Annotated in this window: 19 protein-coding genes; 8 read left to right on the forward strand and 11 right to left on the reverse strand. The window is 47.3% G+C overall.

The annotated features are described in order from the left end of the window. Positions 1–59: 59 nt before the first annotated feature. Together QUE62_RS01895 and QUE62_RS01900 are read left to right on the forward strand one after the other, a co-directional pair. Complete coding sequence (locus QUE62_RS01895; RefSeq protein ID WP_286225710.1) at positions 60–227, forward strand: hypothetical protein; 168 nt, start codon at positions 60–62, stop codon at positions 225–227. A gap of 23 nt (positions 228–250) precedes the next feature. Beyond that, positions 251–1,174 carry a DMT family transporter gene (locus QUE62_RS01900; protein WP_286261951.1) on the forward strand — a complete coding sequence of 308 codons (924 nt, stop codon included), beginning with the start codon at positions 251–253 and terminating at the stop codon, positions 1,172–1,174. A gap of 4 nt (positions 1,175–1,178) precedes the next feature. Here QUE62_RS01900 and QUE62_RS01905 read toward each other — a convergent pair whose 3' ends face one another. Continuing rightward, positions 1,179–2,249 (reverse strand): ABC transporter ATP-binding protein, encoded by a 1,071-nt coding sequence (locus tag QUE62_RS01905; protein WP_286261953.1) that lies wholly within the window; start codon positions 2,247–2,249, stop codon positions 1,179–1,181. Positions 2,250–2,330: 81 nt separating this feature from the next. On the opposite strand from QUE62_RS01905, the gene QUE62_RS01910 reads away from it, so the two are divergent. Further along, complete coding sequence (locus QUE62_RS01910) at positions 2,331–3,914, forward strand: ABC transporter permease (RefSeq protein WP_286261955.1); 1,584 nt, start codon at positions 2,331–2,333, stop codon at positions 3,912–3,914. An 88-nt stretch (positions 3,915–4,002) separates the two neighbouring features. Further along, positions 4,003–5,076, forward strand: a complete 1,074-nt coding sequence (locus QUE62_RS01915) for an extracellular solute-binding protein (RefSeq protein WP_286227013.1) — start codon at positions 4,003–4,005, stop codon at positions 5,074–5,076. Positions 5,077–5,080: 4 nt separating this feature from the next. Here QUE62_RS01915 and QUE62_RS01920 read toward each other — a convergent pair whose 3' ends face one another. Further along, positions 5,081–5,848 (reverse strand): SDR family oxidoreductase, encoded by a 768-nt coding sequence (locus QUE62_RS01920; protein ID WP_286227014.1) that lies wholly within the window; start codon positions 5,846–5,848, stop codon positions 5,081–5,083. 44 nt (positions 5,849–5,892) lie between these two features. On the opposite strand from QUE62_RS01920, the gene QUE62_RS01925 reads away from it, so the two are divergent. From QUE62_RS01925 to QUE62_RS01935, 3 genes are read left to right on the forward strand one after another with little or no spacing between them, the layout of a single operon-like run. Further along, positions 5,893–7,194, forward strand: a complete 1,302-nt coding sequence (locus QUE62_RS01925) for a TAXI family TRAP transporter solute-binding subunit (protein ID WP_286261956.1) — start codon at positions 5,893–5,895, stop codon at positions 7,192–7,194. A gap of 7 nt (positions 7,195–7,201) precedes the next feature. Then, entirely contained in the window at positions 7,202–7,936 is a 735-nt protein-coding gene (locus QUE62_RS01930) for a 2OG-Fe dioxygenase family protein (protein WP_286261958.1), read from the forward strand. Between the two features lie 10 nt (positions 7,937–7,946). Continuing rightward, complete coding sequence (locus QUE62_RS01935; RefSeq protein WP_286261960.1) at positions 7,947–9,167, forward strand: MFS transporter; 1,221 nt, start codon at positions 7,947–7,949, stop codon at positions 9,165–9,167. Here QUE62_RS01935 and QUE62_RS01940 read toward each other — a convergent pair. Together QUE62_RS01940 and QUE62_RS01945 are read right to left on the reverse strand one after the other, a co-directional pair. Further along, on the reverse strand, positions 9,164–10,807 hold the full coding sequence (locus tag QUE62_RS01940; protein WP_286261961.1) for a SulP family inorganic anion transporter: 1,644 nt from the start codon (positions 10,805–10,807) through the stop codon (positions 9,164–9,166). The genes QUE62_RS01935 and QUE62_RS01940 overlap by 4 nt on opposite strands. A 9-nt stretch (positions 10,808–10,816) precedes the next feature. Next, a complete protein-coding gene (locus QUE62_RS01945; protein ID WP_286227018.1) occupies positions 10,817–11,233 on the reverse strand; it encodes a DUF2177 family protein in 417 nt (138 codons plus the stop codon). Positions 11,234–11,322: 89 nt separating this feature from the next. Here QUE62_RS01945 and QUE62_RS01950 point away from each other — a divergent pair, with 89 nt between their 5' ends. Continuing rightward, the gene (locus QUE62_RS01950; protein ID WP_286224139.1) at positions 11,323–11,763 is read left to right on the forward strand and encodes a universal stress protein; all 441 of its coding nucleotides are present in this window, start codon (positions 11,323–11,325) and stop codon (positions 11,761–11,763) included. Positions 11,764–11,766: 3 nt separating this feature from the next. On the opposite strand, the gene ccmI is transcribed toward QUE62_RS01950, so the two are convergent. Genes ccmI through ccmC form a run of 7 tightly spaced genes read right to left on the reverse strand, consistent with a single transcriptional unit; the run spans position 11,767 to position 16,983 of the window. Then, a complete protein-coding gene (ccmI, locus tag QUE62_RS01955) occupies positions 11,767–12,636 on the reverse strand; it encodes a c-type cytochrome biogenesis protein CcmI (protein ID WP_286224140.1) in 870 nt (289 codons plus the stop codon). Next, complete coding sequence (locus QUE62_RS01960; RefSeq protein WP_286224141.1) at positions 12,636–13,121, reverse strand: cytochrome c-type biogenesis protein; 486 nt, start codon at positions 13,119–13,121, stop codon at positions 12,636–12,638. Before QUE62_RS01960 ends, ccmI begins: the two co-directional genes overlap by 1 nt. Positions 13,122–13,123: 2 nt before the next feature. Beyond that, the gene (locus QUE62_RS01965; RefSeq protein ID WP_286224142.1) at positions 13,124–13,642 is read right to left on the reverse strand and encodes a DsbE family thiol:disulfide interchange protein; all 519 of its coding nucleotides are present in this window, start codon (positions 13,640–13,642) and stop codon (positions 13,124–13,126) included. 1 nt (position 13,643) lies between these two features. Next, complete coding sequence (locus tag QUE62_RS01970; protein WP_286224143.1) at positions 13,644–15,581, reverse strand: heme lyase CcmF/NrfE family subunit; 1,938 nt, start codon at positions 15,579–15,581, stop codon at positions 13,644–13,646. Then, a complete protein-coding gene (gene ccmE / locus QUE62_RS01975; RefSeq protein ID WP_286224144.1) occupies positions 15,578–16,051 on the reverse strand; it encodes a cytochrome c maturation protein CcmE in 474 nt (157 codons plus the stop codon). The genes QUE62_RS01970 and ccmE overlap by 4 nt, the downstream gene beginning before the upstream one ends. Before the next feature lie 15 nt (positions 16,052–16,066). After that, complete coding sequence (ccmD, locus tag QUE62_RS01980; RefSeq protein ID WP_353506772.1) at positions 16,067–16,246, reverse strand: heme exporter protein CcmD; 180 nt, start codon at positions 16,244–16,246, stop codon at positions 16,067–16,069. Next, positions 16,246–16,983 (reverse strand): heme ABC transporter permease CcmC, encoded by a 738-nt coding sequence (gene ccmC / locus QUE62_RS01985; protein ID WP_353506836.1) that lies wholly within the window; start codon positions 16,981–16,983, stop codon positions 16,246–16,248. Before ccmC ends, ccmD begins: the two co-directional genes overlap by 1 nt. Positions 16,984–17,020 lie beyond the last annotated feature (37 nt).

The raw sequence follows: 17,020 nt of genomic DNA on the forward strand, positions 1-17,020 counted from the left end.
TGACGGCTTATTTTTAGATCAGCGGCATCTTACCAATATAATCTTACAATCTAAGCATCATGAATTCATCTGAGCCAAACAATACAAATTCAGTTGATCAAGCAAAGGAGGAAGATCAATCCTCAAGCCAACTCAAGGCTGAGATCAAATCTGAGCCCAAGCCCACCATGAGTAAGCGCGAGATCATGGAAGAGTTATCACGCCAACGATTTCCATGGGAAGAATAGGTGACTATTTTTAGAAAGCGCTAGTGCAGTCAGGCTTTTACCTCTCCATCATTCTTGCCAGTCTAGGAGCCATCCTATTTGCTGCTAAAGCAATTGTGGTGAAATTTTCTTACCAATATGGTGCGACTGCGGATGTCGTTTTGACACTCCGCATGGTGTTTTCGCTACCCATCTTTTGGTTGGCAGTTTGGTGGAATCAGCGAGTTACATCCCCTATACCTTTGGTGAGACAGGATGTAATTAAAGTCTGTGCGATTGGCTTATTAGGCTATTTTTTATCGAGCTACCTAGACTTTTTAGGATTGCATTACATCTCAGCAGGCTTAGAGAGGGTCATTTTGTACTTGACCCCAGCCATTGTTTTAGTGCTTTCAAAATTCTTTCTTAAAAAAGAGATTGTTCGCAGGCAATATTGGGCAATGGTCGTTGCTTATTTAGGAATTGTGATGGTATTTATGCACGATATTCAATTGAATGAGCATGGCGCCGTTGTCTTGGGCAGTATTTTGGTCTTTCTAGCGGCTGTGGTTTATTCGATCTACTTAATTTTTGCGGGTGAGCTAGTCGGTCGTGTAGGCAGCATCAGACTGGTTGCGCTTGCAAGTGCATCAGCCACGGTCGCAACCTGTATTCAATCCCTCGTTCTGGGGGCCGATCAACTTTTTGTACAACAGCCCGAGGTGTATTACTTTGCTCTCGTCAATGCCTTGTTTTGTACCTTCATGCCCATGCTCTTTATCATGATGGCCGTCAATCGTATTGGCTCAAGCTTGACCGCTCAGGCAGGCACCATTGGCCCGGTGGGAACGGCATTCTTGGGTTGGTATTTCTTGAGTGAGCCTGTGAGCACATTACAGCTTGCTGGTATTGTGGTTGTACTAATTGGTATTGCGATCTTGCTATCGATTGGCAACAAGCCCAATCAAAATCCAACCCCAACGGAGTAGTTGCTTAGTTTTTGAACGTGACCACGTGATCCGCGCCTAAGCGAATCCCAATCTTTTCACCAATGGCGTGATTATGGTGGCTGGGAACAAAGGCAAATACCTCTTGACCTGAGCTAAGTTTGAGGGTGTATAAAAAATCAGCTCCCCGAAACGCTTTGCGTACAACCTCAGCTTGCATCGGACTTTCATCATCATGCTGAATATCGTCAGCGCGTAAGAGCACATCAATTTGTTTTCCAGGACTTAGTTCGTCACCTGGGTCTAACTGTAACTGACCGAGTTCAATTTCAACGGCACCACCATCTTGGGTTTTGCCTTTGATAAATACCCCGCGACCGATAAACTCAGCGACATACCGTGTATTAGGCTTGTGATAAAGGTCATAAGGTGTATCCCACTGAATAATTTTGCCCTCGTTCATCACCCCAATGTGATCAGCAATTGCGAACGCTTCAAATTGATCGTGCGTGACTAGAAGAGCGGTAACTCCATTGGCCTTGAGGATGTCGCGCATCTCACTAGCCAGACGTTCACGCAAATCAATATCCAAGTTGGAGAAGGGCTCATCGAGCAAAATGAGATCGGGTTCGGGAGCCATTGCACGTGCCAGAGCCACGCGTTGTTGTTGTCCACCCGAGAGCTCATGAGGATAAGCGCTTGCTTTATCGGCAAGTGCTACGCGTTCTAACCATTGCATCCCAACAGTTTCACGCTCTGCTGTTGTACCCGTGCATAGTCCAAACATGACATTCTCGAGAACGCTTAGGTGTGGAAAGAGGGCAAAGTCCTGAAAAACCATCCCCACTTTGCGCTCTGCTGGTGGAACTCGAATACCTGGTGAGCTCACCGTTTTGCCATAAATCTTGATTTCTCCAGTTTGCACGGGCTCAAAGCCGCAAATGGCGCGTAGAACCGTAGATTTGCCACAGCCGGAGGGGCCCAAAAGACAGGCAATATCCCCTTTGGGAAGTTGGAAACTGAGCCCATTCACAATTCGAATAAAGCCTGAGCCTTCCTGCTTTGGAAACTCAATGGCAATGTTTTCAAGGGAAATCAGGGCTGGATTGGAATTCATCCCTATAATTTTCGCATTGAATCATAAAAATTCATAAAAACACCATAACCTACCTATTTATTTGATCCTTCACAGCAGTCGATGCGCACTAGCTCCATTCTTTTAGCCCTCGCCCTCAGTCTTCCGATTCTAGGGTTGATCTTGGCAGCTTTATTGGGTCAACCTAGCCCCATCCTATCCGATGGGATAGTCGCCGAGAGTACGCTAACCCACCTCTGGAACTACGTGCTGACCGATTACATTGTCACGACGATCTTGTTGTGTTTAGGCGTTGGTATCGGCGTCTTTGTATTGGGCGTTGGTAATGCGTGGCTAGTAGCGAACTATCAATTTCCAGGAAAGGCAATCTTTGAATGGGCCTTGATCCTGCCCCTTGCAGTTCCTGCCTATGTGATGGCGTATTTGTTTGTGGATTTTTTGCAGCACGCAGGGCCTGTGCAAACTATGTTGCGTGAGAATTTAGGTCTTTCATTGGCATTGCCCGATCCGCGTTCTTTGGGAGGTGCGATTTGGACCTTCTCCATGTGTTTATATCCATACGTTTACTTAGTGGCTCGCACCTCTTTTTTAGATCGAAGTGCACGATTTATGGAGGTTGCCGAGACTCTGGGGTACACCAGTGTGCAAGCATTCATGAAGCTAGTATTGCCCATGGCTAGACCCGCAATTTTTACCGGTATTGCGTTGGCACTGATGGAGGTCTTAGCCGATTTTGGAGCAGTATCGTACTTTGGCTTGCAAACCTTTGCGACCGGCATTTTTAAGGCTTGGTTATCGTTTGGGGACCGCAGTGCTGCAGTTCATCTATCCCTCATGCTCTTAAGTTTTGTCCTCATCGTGTTTTATTGGGAGCGTCATAATCGAGCCAGGCAACGCTATGCCCTCGCTAACACGAATACCCGACCTGCGATCCCAAAACGCTTAGTCGGTTCGCATGCGCTCTACGCATTTTTATTCTGCGCCTTAACCCTATTTTTTGCATTTGTTTTGCCAATGGCAGTTTTATTTGATCTTCTAAGCGAGCAGGGGCTAGAGGCTGATCCGCGCTATTGGGGGTGGTTAAAAAATTCCTTAAGCTTATCCGCGTTCACTGCGATATTGGCTGTATTCTGCGCACTCTTTTTGGCGTATGCGGCACGCCTCACTCAAAGCAAAACGTTGCAAGGGGTCAATCGCTTGCTTACGGTTGGCTATGCCTTGCCGGGTGCAGTTTTGGGAGTCGGTATTTTGTCTCTATTGGGTTTATTGGATATTGCTTGGTTGATGTCGGTAAGCGTTGGAGTATTAGTTTACGCCTATCTGATTCGTTTTTTATCTGCAGGCTTGCAAAGTATTGAGACTGGCCTGACCCGTATTACCCCAGCGATGGATGGGACCGCTGCGCTCTTGGGCGCCAAGCCGATGGAGATGATTTGGCGGATTCATCTGCCATTACTAAGACGCAGTGTTTTAACAGCCTTGTTATTTGTGTTTGTTGATGTCATGAAAGAGCTGCCAGCCACCTTAATATTGCGACCATTTAACTTAGATACCTTGTCAGTCGCTACCTATCAATTAGCAGCTGATGAGCGTCTGGCCGAATTAGCCTTACCTGCCTTAAGCATTGTTTTGGTTGGTCTTTTACCGGTGATCTTGCTATCTAGGGCCATTGCTCAGAAACGTTAAAAAACCACATAAGTACCAATATTATTGATAATCATTCTCATTCGTATTACAATGTAATCTTTGTAATTGCTGATAGGAATGGTTTGACATGCAAGGAATTCGCTCAGGCTTCACATCTTCAATCAAGAAGGTATCTTTCGTACTTGGTTTGGGTTTTGCAATTAGTGCCCCACTTAGCCATGCGGCTGAGCCTAATACAGTTCTTAATTTGTACTCCGCGCGTCATTATCAAACCGATGAATCGCTCTACGCCAACTTCACAAAAAGTACTGGTATCAAGATTAACCGGATTGAGGCAGACGACAATGCTTTGCTTGAGCGCTTGAATAGCGAAGGTGCCAAAAGCCCAGCCGATGTGATCTTGCTTGTTGACGCAGCACGATTGTGGCGCGCTCAAGTCAATGGAATGTTCAAGCCGATTCAGTCGAAGGTATTGGATCAGCGCATACCTGCCAACCTGCGTGCTAAGGCTGATCCGGATGGAACCACCTGGTTTGGATTTTCAACTCGGGCGCGCATTATTGTGTACAACAAAGATCGTATTAAGCCGGAGGATGTGAACACTTACGAAAAGTTAGCTGATCCAATCAATAAAGGTAAGGTATGCACTCGTTCGGGCTCACACCCCTATATGTTGTCATTGGTGGGTGCTCTGATTGAGCGTGATGGCTCTGCGGCCACTGAAAAGTGGGCCAAAGGCATGGTTGCCAACATGGCGCGCGCACCGAAAGGTGGCGACACCGATCAAATCCGTGCTGTTGCATCGGGTGAGTGTGCTGTTGCTTTAACCAACTCCTACTACTTAGCGCGCCTAATGCGCTCGACCAAGCCTGAGGATATTGCGGTGGTTGCTAAAGTGGGTCATATTTGGCCCAATCAAAATGCCGGTGGTGTGCACATCAATATTTCTGGGGGAGGGGTAGCCAAGAACGCTCCCAATCCGCAAGCAGCCGTTAAGTTTTTAGAGTATCTAGCCAGCGATGCGGCGCAGATCTATCTGGCCGATGGTAATAACGAATGGCCGGTTGTGACGGGCGTAAAAGTCGACAATCCTGCTTTAAAAGCGCTCGGACCTTATCAAGTCGAAAAAGTATCGATCGCTGCCATTGGCCGTAATCAAGTAGCGGCGCAGCGTATCTTGGATCAGGCAGGTTATCGCTAGACGACTAACCGCGACCAACAAATGGCATCTTGCTTGCCATGATGGTCATGAACAAGATATTGCTTTCGGGCGGCAGTTTGGCCATCTGTAAAACAGCCTGTCCAACATGATCAACATCCATCCGCGGCTCGACTTTGATCGAGCCGTCAGCCTGCATAATTCCGGCGGCCATGCGCTCGGTCATTTCAGTAGCGGCATTACCAATATCAATCTGACCGCAGTTAATATTGAATGGCCTGCCATCGAGGGCGATGGATTTGGTTAGACCGGTAATTGCATGCTTAGTTGCGGTGTAAGGTGCGGTATTGGGTCTAGGCGCATGGGCTGAAATTGAGCCATTATTAATAATGCGACCACCTTGTGGTGACTGGGCTTTCATCATCCGCATAGCCTCTTGTGCACATAAGAAGGCGCCACAAAGATTGCTGTTGACGACATTCATCCACTGTTCATAGGAGAGTTCATCCATCGGGATCGCAGGTGCGCCCATCCCCGCGTTATTGAAAAGTACATCAATGCGGCCGAATTGATTTTTGAGCTTACTGAATAATGATTTCACTTCTTCAGGTTTACCGACATCACACGCCACCGCTAAGCAATTGCTAGCATTGCCACCAATATCGTTAATTGCTTTTTGCAAACGTTCTAGATTACGCCCAGTAAGCACGACCGAGAATCCATCGGATAACAGTGCTTTAGCAGCGGCCTTACCAATACCAGTTCCGGCACCGGTAATAAGAGCAACACGCAGAGAGTTTGAGTTCGTTGGCATGGATTTAATCAGGGCATAATAGTTAAAAATAGAATGATAAAGCCATGAACCTTTTGTATCAGATCGCCTCTCGACCTGCCTACTTGGTGACGGCATTTATCGCGATCATTGCCAGTATCTTTTTGGCGATCTGGCTGATATTGCCTGGGCCTCCCAAGACATTGACGATTGCTACTGGTTTTCCGGAGGGGCTCTACCATCAGTTTGCTACGCAACTTCAAGCAGAACTCGCAAAACAAAAGATCACCTTGCGTATCCGGAATACGGGTGGCAGTGCGGATAACTTGGCGCTAATGGCAGATCCCAAATCGGGAGTGGATTTAGCGATTATTCAGAGTGGGGTAGGTGACCCTAGTCGGTATTCAAAGCTCACCGCATTGGCAGGACTCTTCTACGAACCTCTTTGGGTTTGGTATCGACCCGAGGCCTTTGTCAAAGATGGGAGGTCTTTACAGCAATTGAATCAGCTCAAGGGAAAAAAAGTATCAATCGGTAATGAGGGGAGCGGCACAAATTTACTCTCCCGAGCGATTCTCAAACTCAATGATATTGAGCTCACGCAACTTCATTTATTAACCCTGAATCCTGATGAAGCGATTTCACAGCTTCGCAAAGGGGAGATTGACGTTGCCATGATTGTTCTTGCTGGCGAAGCGCCCCTATTGAAAGATTTCTACCAATTACCCGGCATTCGCCTAATGGACTTTGATCAAGCAGAGGCATACACCCGTGTTCTGCCTTTTCTCAAGAGGGTTGATGTCCCAAGGGGGATAGTGAGCATTGCACATGATTTACCGAAAGAAGATATTCATGTGATTGCACCCACGGCAACCTTAGTAGCACATTCGAATATCAATCCTGCTACGGTGAGTCTTTTGCTAGGCGCTTCCTATGACATATTGCGCAATTACTCGCGCTTGCAAAAACCAGGTGAGTTTCCTTCCAGTAAAGGCTTGGATTTTCCAATCGATTTAGACGCAGAGATTTTCTTAAAAGACGGCCCTTCATTTTTCTATCGACATCTGCCTTTTTGGGGTGCGGTATGGCTTGAGCGCGTCATCAAGATTTTGATCCCGTTGCTCATCATTTTGTTTCCCATTTTTGCCTATCTGCCTGCGATTTTGAACCTAAGCTTGAAGATTCGGCTGGGCCGACTCTATAGAGTCTTGAAAAATATTGAAAAACGCTTTGCATCTTCAAGAGATGCGGATCATTTGTTGACTGAGCTAAATGATCTTGAGAAACGCATTGAGCGACTCAATGTATCCCTAATTCAGTCAAAAGAACTTTATGATCTCCGTTCGCATATTGCTTTAGTACGTAATCAGTTAAAACAGGCAAAATAAGATTTCAATGTTAGCGCCCCCATTTACCCCCTTTGATCAACTGCAACTTTCCTTGCAAGAGCGGGGCTATGCGGTGATATCCCCTGATAGCCTGAGCCAATTGGTGAAAACTCCCCTCAAGGATCTGGAGGGCTTGAAGACCTATTGGAATAATCTGCCGCGCGATCCGTACTTAAAAGATGGGGGACGCTATCGGTTTCGTCGTCATGCGAGCTATCTGCTTCATCAAGGAACTCTTGAATTAGCACCCCATCGTGCCCATTGGCAATCGGTTGATTACAACGCTCTGCATGGCGGGATCGAGCGTTGGTTTGAGCCCCTAGAGCCCGAATTGCAGAACAACTCTACTTGGCAACAATTAATGCTGGGGATCTCGCAATTATTTCCTGCATCTCCAAAATGGTTTGTCGAGGCCCATCCTTTTCGGATTGATACCAGCGATGGTATTGGGCGCCCTACGCCTGAAGGGGCTCACCGCGACGGTGTCGACTACGTTGTGGTGATTTTGGTGGATCGAGTGGGTGTCAAAGGCGGGGAGACCCGTATTTTTGAAGCACAAGGCTCGATTGGTTTGCGGTTTACCTTGCAGGATTCTTGGACAGCCTTAGTTTTGAATGATGCGAAGATGATTCATGAGACCACACCAATTCAACCCATCGGAGCCCATGGCTATCGAGACACCTTGGTGATTACCTTTCGGCACAACGGTTTTCAAGAGCCTTCAAACCGGCAAGATCAATAATTAAATCGTCATGAGCATTCTGAAAGGGAATACACCATGGATGTTGGTAGCTCAAGTCGGTGCTCTATTAGGCTTTGCTGCATATGCTGTGACCCTAACCACTTTGCAAGGCGAGTGGGGCCTCTCTAATTTTGAATCCGGCCTAATTGCCAGTGCATTCTTTGTTGGATATATCGCGGTAGTGCCATTTGCCACGGCGCTAACCGATCAGATGGATGCACGGCGTATTTATATGACTGGAAGTTTGTTAGCGATTGCGGGTCAATTGGGAATGGGCTTTATCGCCAGTGGCTTTATCAGCGCTTGCGCTTGTATGATGGTGAGCGGCGCTGGGTTGGCAGCTACCTATATGCCAGGTCTCAAAATCCTTTCCGATCGAGCTATCCAAGGGGAAATCACCCGCCATATTGCGTTTTATACGGCCTTCTTTGGGGTTGGCACGGGCCTCTCCTACGTCATCTCAGGGTGGATCCTCGATCTGGGTGATTGGCATCATGTTTACCGTTGGGTCGCTTTGGGTCCAGCATGCTCGCTCCTGATCGTGTTGGTGTTGATTCAGCCAACACGTCATTCTCACTGGCAAGACAATATAAGGATTGATTGGCGTAATATTTTTCCGATCCGGAAGTGGCAACAAGTTTTGCAAAATCGCAATGCCTCAGGATACATCCTCGGATATACCGTTCATTCACTTGAGCTCTTTGCCTCGCGCAGTTGGTTGGTTGCCTTTTTTATCCTTAGCACCCAGCTTTCGGGCGAGCAATTTATTCTGGCGGCTACGACACTTGCTGGAGTCATTAATTTCTTTGGGGTACCTGCCTCGATTTTGGGTAACGAGCTTGCCTTAAAGGTGGGTCGCCAACAATGGGTGTGTATTGTGATGATCACCAGCGCTGTTTTTGGAGTGGCGCTCGCTTACTCCATGGGCCATGCCAGTTGGATTATTTTGGCACTGGCAATTGGTCATGCCATTTTTATCATGGCAGATTCTGCTACGTTGACCGCGGGGCTAGTAACAAGCGCTGATGAGAAGCTCAAGGGAGCAGCAATGGGCTTACATTCACTGATGGGTTTTGGGGGTGGATTATTGGGCCCAGCAATCTTTGGTTTTGTGCTTGATCTCACCGGATCCCAGTCCGATCGGATTTCTTGGATTTGGGCCTATGCTTCGATCGTAGTTTGGGGAGTCTTATTTGTGATCTATGAACGTCGCAAGGGCTGGGTCCGCTAAGTTATCAAAAATGCATTTCTGGCTTTTTGAAGTCCACTAGCGAGGTCATGGCAGAAATACTCCGAACTCATCTTGTCGTAAAGACCAGAGCGCAGGGCAATATCATGGGTTTGATGATTTAAGCCGCAGATATAAACTACTACGCCCTGAGTTTGGCAATGGTGCATGAACTCCATCAAACTATCCATCCCAGTCGCATCCATATAAATTACATTCTTAAAATCCAATACCACCGCACATTGCGGCAGCCGTTGCTCGATTTTTTCAAGCAGCTGAATAGCTCCAAAAAAGAGTGCGCCATAAATGCGATACGCTGCCACTTTATCCTCTTGACCCTCAAGAAATGGAAAGTCAGTGATCGGCGCATTTTCAATTCGTGAGAGACTTGAAATTCGATATACAAAAGTGATGAACGCCAAGATTAATCCCACTTGCACAGCAACCGTTAAATCCACCGTGACTGTGAGTAAAAACACGCTGATCATGGTGATGCGGTAGGGCAGACGAAATTGTTGGACATCGATGAACTTTTTCCAATCCCCCATGTTCCAAGCAATAAAGATGAGGATAGCGGCTAAGCATGCCAAGGGAATATTTTTTGCCAATGGTGATGCTAATACGATGATGAGCAGTAGAGTGGCTGAATGAACAATCGCTGAGATTGGTGTTCTAGCGCCAGATTCAATATTAGTGACCGTGCGGGCAATCGTACCGGTAACTGGCATACCCCCAAAGAAAGGCATGAAAAAGTTAGCAATCCCCTGGCCCATGAGCTCTTGATTGGGGCGATGGCGCTCATGCGTCAAGCCATCGGCAATACGAGCGCAGAGCAGGGATTCAATGGCGCCTAATAGTGCTAGGGTCATCGCTGGGGCAATCACCAATTGAGCGCTCTCCCAAGTAATTCCTTGCCATTGAGGACTTGGAAGACCGGATGGAATTCCACCAAAGCGCGTTCCAATCGTCTCCACTGGTAATGAAAAAATGGTGGTTACCAGAGTTGCGAGTACCAGAACCCAAATGGTCCCTGGAATGATCCCCGGTTTTCCGAGGCGCTTATGAAAGAGTCGCCATAGAATCAGAAAGAGCAGACTTGAGAGTGATAGAGCTAAGGTCGTTGGGCTCCAGGTAGCGGCCTGATGAATGAGCGTTTGTACCATGCTAACGAATTGCGATGGTAATTGTGGAATTTGCAAACCAAAGAAATCTTTAATTTGCGAGAGGATTATGAGAACTGCAATGCCATTGGTAAAGCCAACAATCACCGCAATCGGTATAAAGCGAACTAGAGTTCCTAGGCGAAACAGTCCCATCAGAAATAAAAAAACACCTGATAGGGTGGTGGCTAGTAAGAGATTGGCAACCCCATAGCGATCAACAATGGCATAAACGATCACGATAAAGGCACCAGCAGGCCCTGCAATTTGAACTTTAGTGCCGCCAAATAGGGCGACAATCAATCCCCCAATAATGGCGGCAAAGATTCCAGCCTCGGGTTTTAAGCCACTAGCAATTGCAAACGCCATTGCCAGTGGTAGAGCAATCACCCCTACCGTGATACCGGCGAGTACATCTTGTGAGAACTGTTGACGCGAATACTCGCTAAATGAATCAAGGATGGCTGGTCGAAAGAAAGCCATTGTAGGTTTTTAGGTTTTAAACCAATTCCCCAACCACTGAGTAATCCCATAGGCCAACACTGAGCATGTTGCTGTCAGAATACTGCCCCAGGCGATATCAATCAGAGCAAGCTTACTTGGAAAATCACGAATCACGGCTAGATTGGTGAGGTTATAGGTCATGTAGCAAAAGAGTCCAAAAAGCGCACCATAAATGAGTGCATCAAGCCATACCTGCTTTTGTAGGGCGGGATAAATCACAAAAATTAGGGCTCCAAGTCCGTACAACAGATAAAAGCCTAAAGCGGCCATCAGATTGGGATTGGGGGACATGAGGGTACCCATTTCACTGCGATACAGGCCTTTGGCAATTCCTAATAACCAAATTAAATCAATCACTAAGAGGCAAAGCAGGAAGGCAAAATAGGGGATGAAATACTTGAGCATTTTGGTCAGAACCAGCCGCACAGAACGTCAATCAGACTTAACATAGTACTTCGAGTATATATCTTTCAATTATTTCGTTGGAGGCCTCTATGTTTCAGAATTTAATCGTACCCGTTGATGGCGGCGATGTGAGTATGAAATCGCTCAAGAAAGTAGCTGAGTTAGCAAAAGCAGATGGCGCAAAAATTACTTTAGTTTATGTGTCTGATCCATTGCCTCCGATTGCATATGCCGATAGCACGATGGGCGTTGCGTTTACCGATACCGAGCATAAAAAGACCTGCGAGGCCTTTGCAAAAAAAGTGTTGGCTAAATCCACTGAAAAATTAGGTAAAGGATTAATGGTTGATACCCGCCATGTTTTTCATGTCAATCTGTTCGAAGGCATTATTGAAGCTGCCAAGAAATCAAAAGGAGATGTGATTGTGATGGCATCCCATAAAAATACTGGCCTCAAAGGGATTATGCTCGGCAGTGAAACCCACGCAGTGATCGTGCACACTAAATTGCCAGTATTGGTTTTAGGCTAGTTTCTACTTCTTTTTCTGTTGGCCCGCCTCAGCGCGGGCTGCAGCGATGTTTTCATCCATGCCACGTGCAAACTCGCTATCGGCAGGAACCAAGCCTTTTGCCTTCGCCCAATATTCTTCAGCCTTTTTATAGTCGCCCATCTCAAAATAAGCGGTGCCTCCAAGAGCAAGGGCTTTGAGATTATTGGGGTCGATCTGCAGGGCTTTTTGCACCAGGCGCATCGGTTCACCCCGAATACTCTTATTCTCAAACGCTAAGAGATCGGCATAGTCCACTAAGAGCTGGGCATTATTGGGGTTGAGTTCCAATGCCTTCTTATAAGCCGCCCGAGCCTCTGCCATCCGGTTTAATGCAGCATATGAGCGCCCCAGCATTTGCCAGCCCTCAGCGTTATTAGGCTCTTTCTCGAGTCGTTGAGCTAAACGCTCAACCATGCCTTCAATATCTTGTTGCGTCAGCTGCGGTTGGCCTTGATTAGCCTCTGGCAAGTACAGGGCCAATGGGGAGCCGACCAAGAGGTATAAAACAATCGCCCCAATGGGTAATGTAGTGGCAATGAAAATGGTCGACCATTTTTTCTTACGTTGATGCAACTCACCATCTAAAACAAGTTGATCAGCAGCGATCGCCCGCTCCTCTTGAAGTAAGCGTTTTTCAATGTCTAGACGTGATTCATTTAGTTGCTCTTTGGTGATTCGACCTTCTTGGTGATCAAGCTCAAATTGACGCAATTGATTTCTAAGAATGGCAATATTCTCATCTTGCTCGAGGCTAATTTTTTCAGTATTAAGCTTGCTTTTACGAAACGGAATAATGATCAGTAAAACCGCAACTACGGTCATCAATACAGCAATCAGGATGAAAAGAGTCATTACTGGTTTCCTAGTTTGCGGTCTAGTAGTTGTCTCGCGCGCTCAATCTCTTGAGCCGAAAACGTTTCTTGAGACAGCTCTTGTTTGCGTTGCTTAATTTGGCGAACTAATAAAATGAGACCAAGCAGCATCAGTAAAAATGGACCAACCCAAAGCATTACGGTCGCTGCATTAAAGGGGGGCTTATACAGCACAAAGTCCCCATAGCGTTCGGTCATGTATTTCAAAATCTCTTGTTTGGAGCGCCCCTCACTTAGCTGTTGGCGAACTTGGTTTTTGAGATCCACCGCAAGATCGGCATTAGAATCTGCAATCGTCTGATTTTGACAAACTAGGCAGCGCAGTTCATTCGAGACCTCAAGAACTTTCTTCTCAAGCGCTGGGTTATCGGAGACCGAGGGGGCTGTATTGCTTTGTGTAAAACCCAGGCCGGGAATAGCAAAGCTAAGCAAGAGTCCAGTTAAATGAATAGAGAGGCGTTTCATGATTAGAGGCTGGCAATCAAGGGGATAATTTTTTTCTCGATCGCATCCTTGGTGAGTGGCCCGATGTGTTTGAGGCGAATCACGCCAGAGCGATCAATCACAAAGGTTTCAGGAACCCCATAGACCCCATAATCAATTCCAACCTGACCTTTAATGTCCGATACTGAGAGTTGGTACGGATCGCCGAATTGCTTGAGCCACGCTTGCGCCGCCTCAGGCTTATCTTTGTAGTCAAGCCCAATCAGAGGTGTGCTCTGAGTTTTTGCAAAGTCAACTAGTAAAGGATGTTCGTCCCGACAGGCAGCACACCAAGATGCCCAGACATTGAGAATCCACACCTGTCCTTTCATCTGATCAGGAGAAAAACTTGTTTGTTCTTTACCAAGCACTGGTAGATTAAACATCGGAGCAGGTTTACCAATAAATGGCGAGGGAACCTCACGCGGCTTCAGCTGTAAGCCGATTCCCAGAAAAACCAGCAGCACCAAAAAGATGATGAAGGGAATCAGGTAACGTCGCATCTTAAGCTTCTTTCTTACGATAGCGACGATCGGTAATCGCCAAGAAACCACCGAGAGCCATCAAGAAGCATCCGCCCCAGATCCAATCAACAAATGGCTTGTGATAAATCCTTACACTCCATTCGCTTTCATTAATTGGCTCTCCTAGAGATACGTACAGGTCGCGTGTCAGGCCAGAATCGATTGCTGCCTCGGTCATCGGCATTTGGCTTGCGGTGTAAATCCGCTTCTCAGGGAACAAGCTGGTTACTGGTTTGCCATTCTTGCTTACATCAAATTGACCCTGAATGGCCGCATAGTTAGGGCCATTGATGGTTTTTAAGCCAACCATCTTGAAGTCGTAGCCACCGGACTGCGATACGCTACCAATTTGCATGCGCACATCCTGCTCGGTTTCAAAGCCACGCACTGCGGTCACGCCAATAATAAATACTGCAACCCCAAAATGTGCCAGTAGCATGCCGTAGTAACCAGCTGGTTGAATCCGTAGGTTTTGCCACCAGGTCTTACTTGGGTTAATCCTGGCACGATCGATTAATTGCGTAATACCAGAGCTAATAATCCAGGCAGCAATCAAAAGTCCAAAGCCGATCATTGGCGTCCAGGAACGCAGAATTAGGGGGGCAATAATCGCAGAGATCGCACTTGCTGCAAGTGCCCACTTCAATTTAGTCGCCAGTTCGATTGGCGGCGATTGGCGCCAGCGCGCAATTGGACCAACTCCCATTAAAAATAATGCAGGCGTCATGAGTGGTACAAATACTGCTTCGAAGTAAGGCTCGCCCACCGAGATCTTTCCAAGGTTTAAGGCATCTAAGATCAGTGGATAGAGAGTGCCTAGTAACACTGCGGCGGCGGCAACCAATAAGAGAACATTGTTGACGAGGAGCATGCCTTCGCGTGAGACGGTCTCAAAGTTACCACCAATGTTGGCTTTCGGGGCTCGCCATGCAAATAGCAATAAGGAGCCACCAACGATCAGACCTAAAAAGCCCAGAATAAATACGCCCCGCTCAGGATCGGTAGCAAAGGCGTGAACCGAAGTAATCACACCTGAGCGAACTAGGAAGGTTCCCAATAGTGATAGTGAGAAAGCTAAAATCGCTAAGAGGGCGGTCCACATTTTGAAACCACCACGCTTTTCTGTAACGGCAAGCGAGTGCATCAATGCGGTACCGACTAGCCAAGGCATAAAGGACGCATTTTCAACGGGGTCCCAGAACCACCAGCCACCCCAACCGAGTTCGTAGTATGCCCAAGCGCTTCCAAGCGCAATACCAATGGTTAAGAAGCACCAGGCGGTAGTAACCCAAGGGCGCGACCAGCGCGCCCAGGCAGCATCGAGTCGACCAGATAAAAGAGCAGCAATTGCGAATGCGAAAGCGACTGCTGAACCCACATAGCCCATGTATAAAAACGGCGGATGAATAATCATCCCAGGGTCTTGCAACAGAGGATTCAGATCGCGCCCTTCAGGAGCGGGAGGAAAGAGCCGATCAAAGGGGTTGGAGGTCAGGATGGTAAATAGCAAAACACCCACGCTCAAAATACCCAATACGGCCAGAATGCGTGCAATCATTTTGTCTGGAAGGTGTTTTGAGAAAACAGCCACGGCTAAGGTCCAGGCCGCCAACATTAATGCCCATAACAAGATGGAGCCTTCATGGCCACCCCAGACGGCACAAATTCGATAAATTAGAGGCAGATTGGAATTGGAGTTTTGTGCCACATACAGCACACTGAAATCATTTTGAATGAAGTTCACTGTGAGGCAAACGAAGGCAACTGCGACCCAAATAAAGAGGGCCCAAGAGGCAGGCCTAGCAATGGCCATGAGATGAGGGCGATTACTCTGGGCGCCTACCATTGGAAACACAGAGAGGATGAGCGCAGTCACCAGCGCCAAGATCATCGCGTATTGGCCGATTTCTGCAATCATTTTTTACCCCCATACTCTTTTAGAGTAGGTGCGGCTTGAGGGTCTTTTGATTTGGCTTTTTCAAGAGCCTCAGCAGCCTCTGGTGGCATATAGTTCTCATCATGCTTAGCAAGCACTTGCTTTGCCTGAAAGATTCCGTTTTGATCGAGTTGACCTTGAGCAACCACGCCTTTACCTTCCTTGAATAAATCTGGCAAAAGACCTTCGTATTGAACGGGGACATCGTGTGCAGTATCAGTCACGATAAAGTTCACCTTCAGACCACCGGGGTCGCGTGTAATGCTACCTTCCTTAACCAAGCCGCCAATCCGAAATAATTTGTTCTTCGGTGCTTCATTGGCATAGACCTGGGATGGGCTAAAAAAGAACACTAAATTACTTTGGAAGGTCTGCAATACCAAATAGGCTGCAACACCTAATGAGGCCAGACCACCAGCGATCGCAAGACCGCGCTTTGTACGGGGTTTCATAACCCCCTATTTTGCCTAATTTCTTTGGGACTCGCGAATTTCAGAAATTAGGGTTTTTCGGAGGGTCTTATTCCGACTTCGTAACAGGGCTATCTCAATGACTAGAGCCAAAATCGTGACCAGGTAAGACCCCCAAACGAAGAGGGCATAGCCACCCATGTGAAGAAAGTCAGAAAAGCTCGACCAATAAAACATTACAGCAACTCCTTCACCCAGTCGGCGTGGCGCTCGCGGTCCAGAATGAGATTGCGACAGCGATATAGGGCAACTGCAATCGAATACATCCAAAAAGCAAAAACCATGATGAGCATGCCAGTCAACATTTGAGTGGCCATCGTAGGGGCTTTGGTGAGGCTAACGGAGGCCCCTTGATGAAGGGTATTCCACCATTTCACTGAAAAATAAATAATGGGGACATTGATCACCCCCACTATTGCCAGTAGTGCTGCGCTTCGGTCGGCCTTGCGCACATCCTCAATCGAGGCGTGTAATGATAAGAAGCCAAAATACAGAAAAAGTAATACGAGCTCTGAAGTGAGGCGAGCGTCCCAGACCCACCAGGTACCCCAGGTTGGCTTACCCCAAACCGCACCCGTCCACAGAGCAATAAAGGTCATGATGGCTCCTGTTGGCGCTAGGGAGAGAGCCAACATACTTGCCAAGCGCGCATTAAAAATGAGACCAATCGCCGCCCAAAATGCCATGACCAGATAAATCAGCATCGACATCCAGGCCGCAGGAACGTGGATAAAGATGATGCGATACGAGTCACCCTGCTGATGATCGGTGGGGGCAATACCTAAGCCGATCACCAAACCAATGACGGTCAGGATCACACCGCTCACCACAAACCATGGGATTAGCGATCCGGCAAGCCCATAAAAACGTTGGGGGGCTGCATACTTAAACCAATTTAGATTGAGTAAAGACAAAGTAATAAAACCTAAAGGATTAATTAACCGAAAGTAT

This window comes from Polynucleobacter sp. HIN9 (genome assembly GCF_030297635.1).
GTDB lineage: Bacteria > Pseudomonadota > Gammaproteobacteria > Burkholderiales > Burkholderiaceae > Polynucleobacter.

What these genes read in the sequence shown, in the direction of transcription:
- QUE62_RS01895 (WP_286225710.1), top strand. Translation starts at nt 60, where the DNA reads ATGAATTCATCTGAGCCAAACAATACAAATTCAGTTGATCAAGCAAAG.
- QUE62_RS01905 (WP_286261953.1), bottom strand. Translation starts at nt 2,249, where the DNA reads ATGAATTCCAATCCAGCCCTGATTTCCCTTGAAAACATTGCCATTGAG.
- QUE62_RS01910 (WP_286261955.1), top strand. Translation starts at nt 2,331, where the DNA reads ATGCGCACTAGCTCCATTCTTTTAGCCCTCGCCCTCAGTCTTCCGATT.
- QUE62_RS01915 (WP_286227013.1), top strand. Translation starts at nt 4,003, where the DNA reads ATGCAAGGAATTCGCTCAGGCTTCACATCTTCAATCAAGAAGGTATCT.
- QUE62_RS01920 (WP_286227014.1), bottom strand. Translation starts at nt 5,848, where the DNA reads ATGCCAACGAACTCAAACTCTCTGCGTGTTGCTCTTATTACCGGTGCC.
- QUE62_RS01925 (WP_286261956.1), top strand. Translation starts at nt 5,893, where the DNA reads ATGAACCTTTTGTATCAGATCGCCTCTCGACCTGCCTACTTGGTGACG.
- QUE62_RS01930 (WP_286261958.1), top strand. Translation starts at nt 7,202, where the DNA reads ATGTTAGCGCCCCCATTTACCCCCTTTGATCAACTGCAACTTTCCTTG.
- QUE62_RS01935 (WP_286261960.1), top strand. Translation starts at nt 7,947, where the DNA reads ATGAGCATTCTGAAAGGGAATACACCATGGATGTTGGTAGCTCAAGTC.
- QUE62_RS01940 (WP_286261961.1), bottom strand. Translation starts at nt 10,807, where the DNA reads ATGGCTTTCTTTCGACCAGCCATCCTTGATTCATTTAGCGAGTATTCG.
- QUE62_RS01945 (WP_286227018.1), bottom strand. Translation starts at nt 11,233, where the DNA reads ATGCTCAAGTATTTCATCCCCTATTTTGCCTTCCTGCTTTGCCTCTTA.
- QUE62_RS01950 (WP_286224139.1), top strand. Translation starts at nt 11,323, where the DNA reads ATGTTTCAGAATTTAATCGTACCCGTTGATGGCGGCGATGTGAGTATG.
- ccmI (WP_286224140.1), bottom strand. Translation starts at nt 12,636, where the DNA reads ATGACTCTTTTCATCCTGATTGCTGTATTGATGACCGTAGTTGCGGTT.
- QUE62_RS01960 (WP_286224141.1), bottom strand. Translation starts at nt 13,121, where the DNA reads ATGAAACGCCTCTCTATTCATTTAACTGGACTCTTGCTTAGCTTTGCT.
- QUE62_RS01965 (WP_286224142.1), bottom strand. Translation starts at nt 13,642, where the DNA reads ATGCGACGTTACCTGATTCCCTTCATCATCTTTTTGGTGCTGCTGGTT.
- QUE62_RS01970 (WP_286224143.1), bottom strand. Translation starts at nt 15,581, where the DNA reads ATGATTGCAGAAATCGGCCAATACGCGATGATCTTGGCGCTGGTGACT.
- ccmE (WP_286224144.1), bottom strand. Translation starts at nt 16,051, where the DNA reads ATGAAACCCCGTACAAAGCGCGGTCTTGCGATCGCTGGTGGTCTGGCC.
- ccmD (WP_353506772.1), bottom strand. Translation starts at nt 16,246, where the DNA reads ATGTTTTATTGGTCGAGCTTTTCTGACTTTCTTCACATGGGTGGCTAT.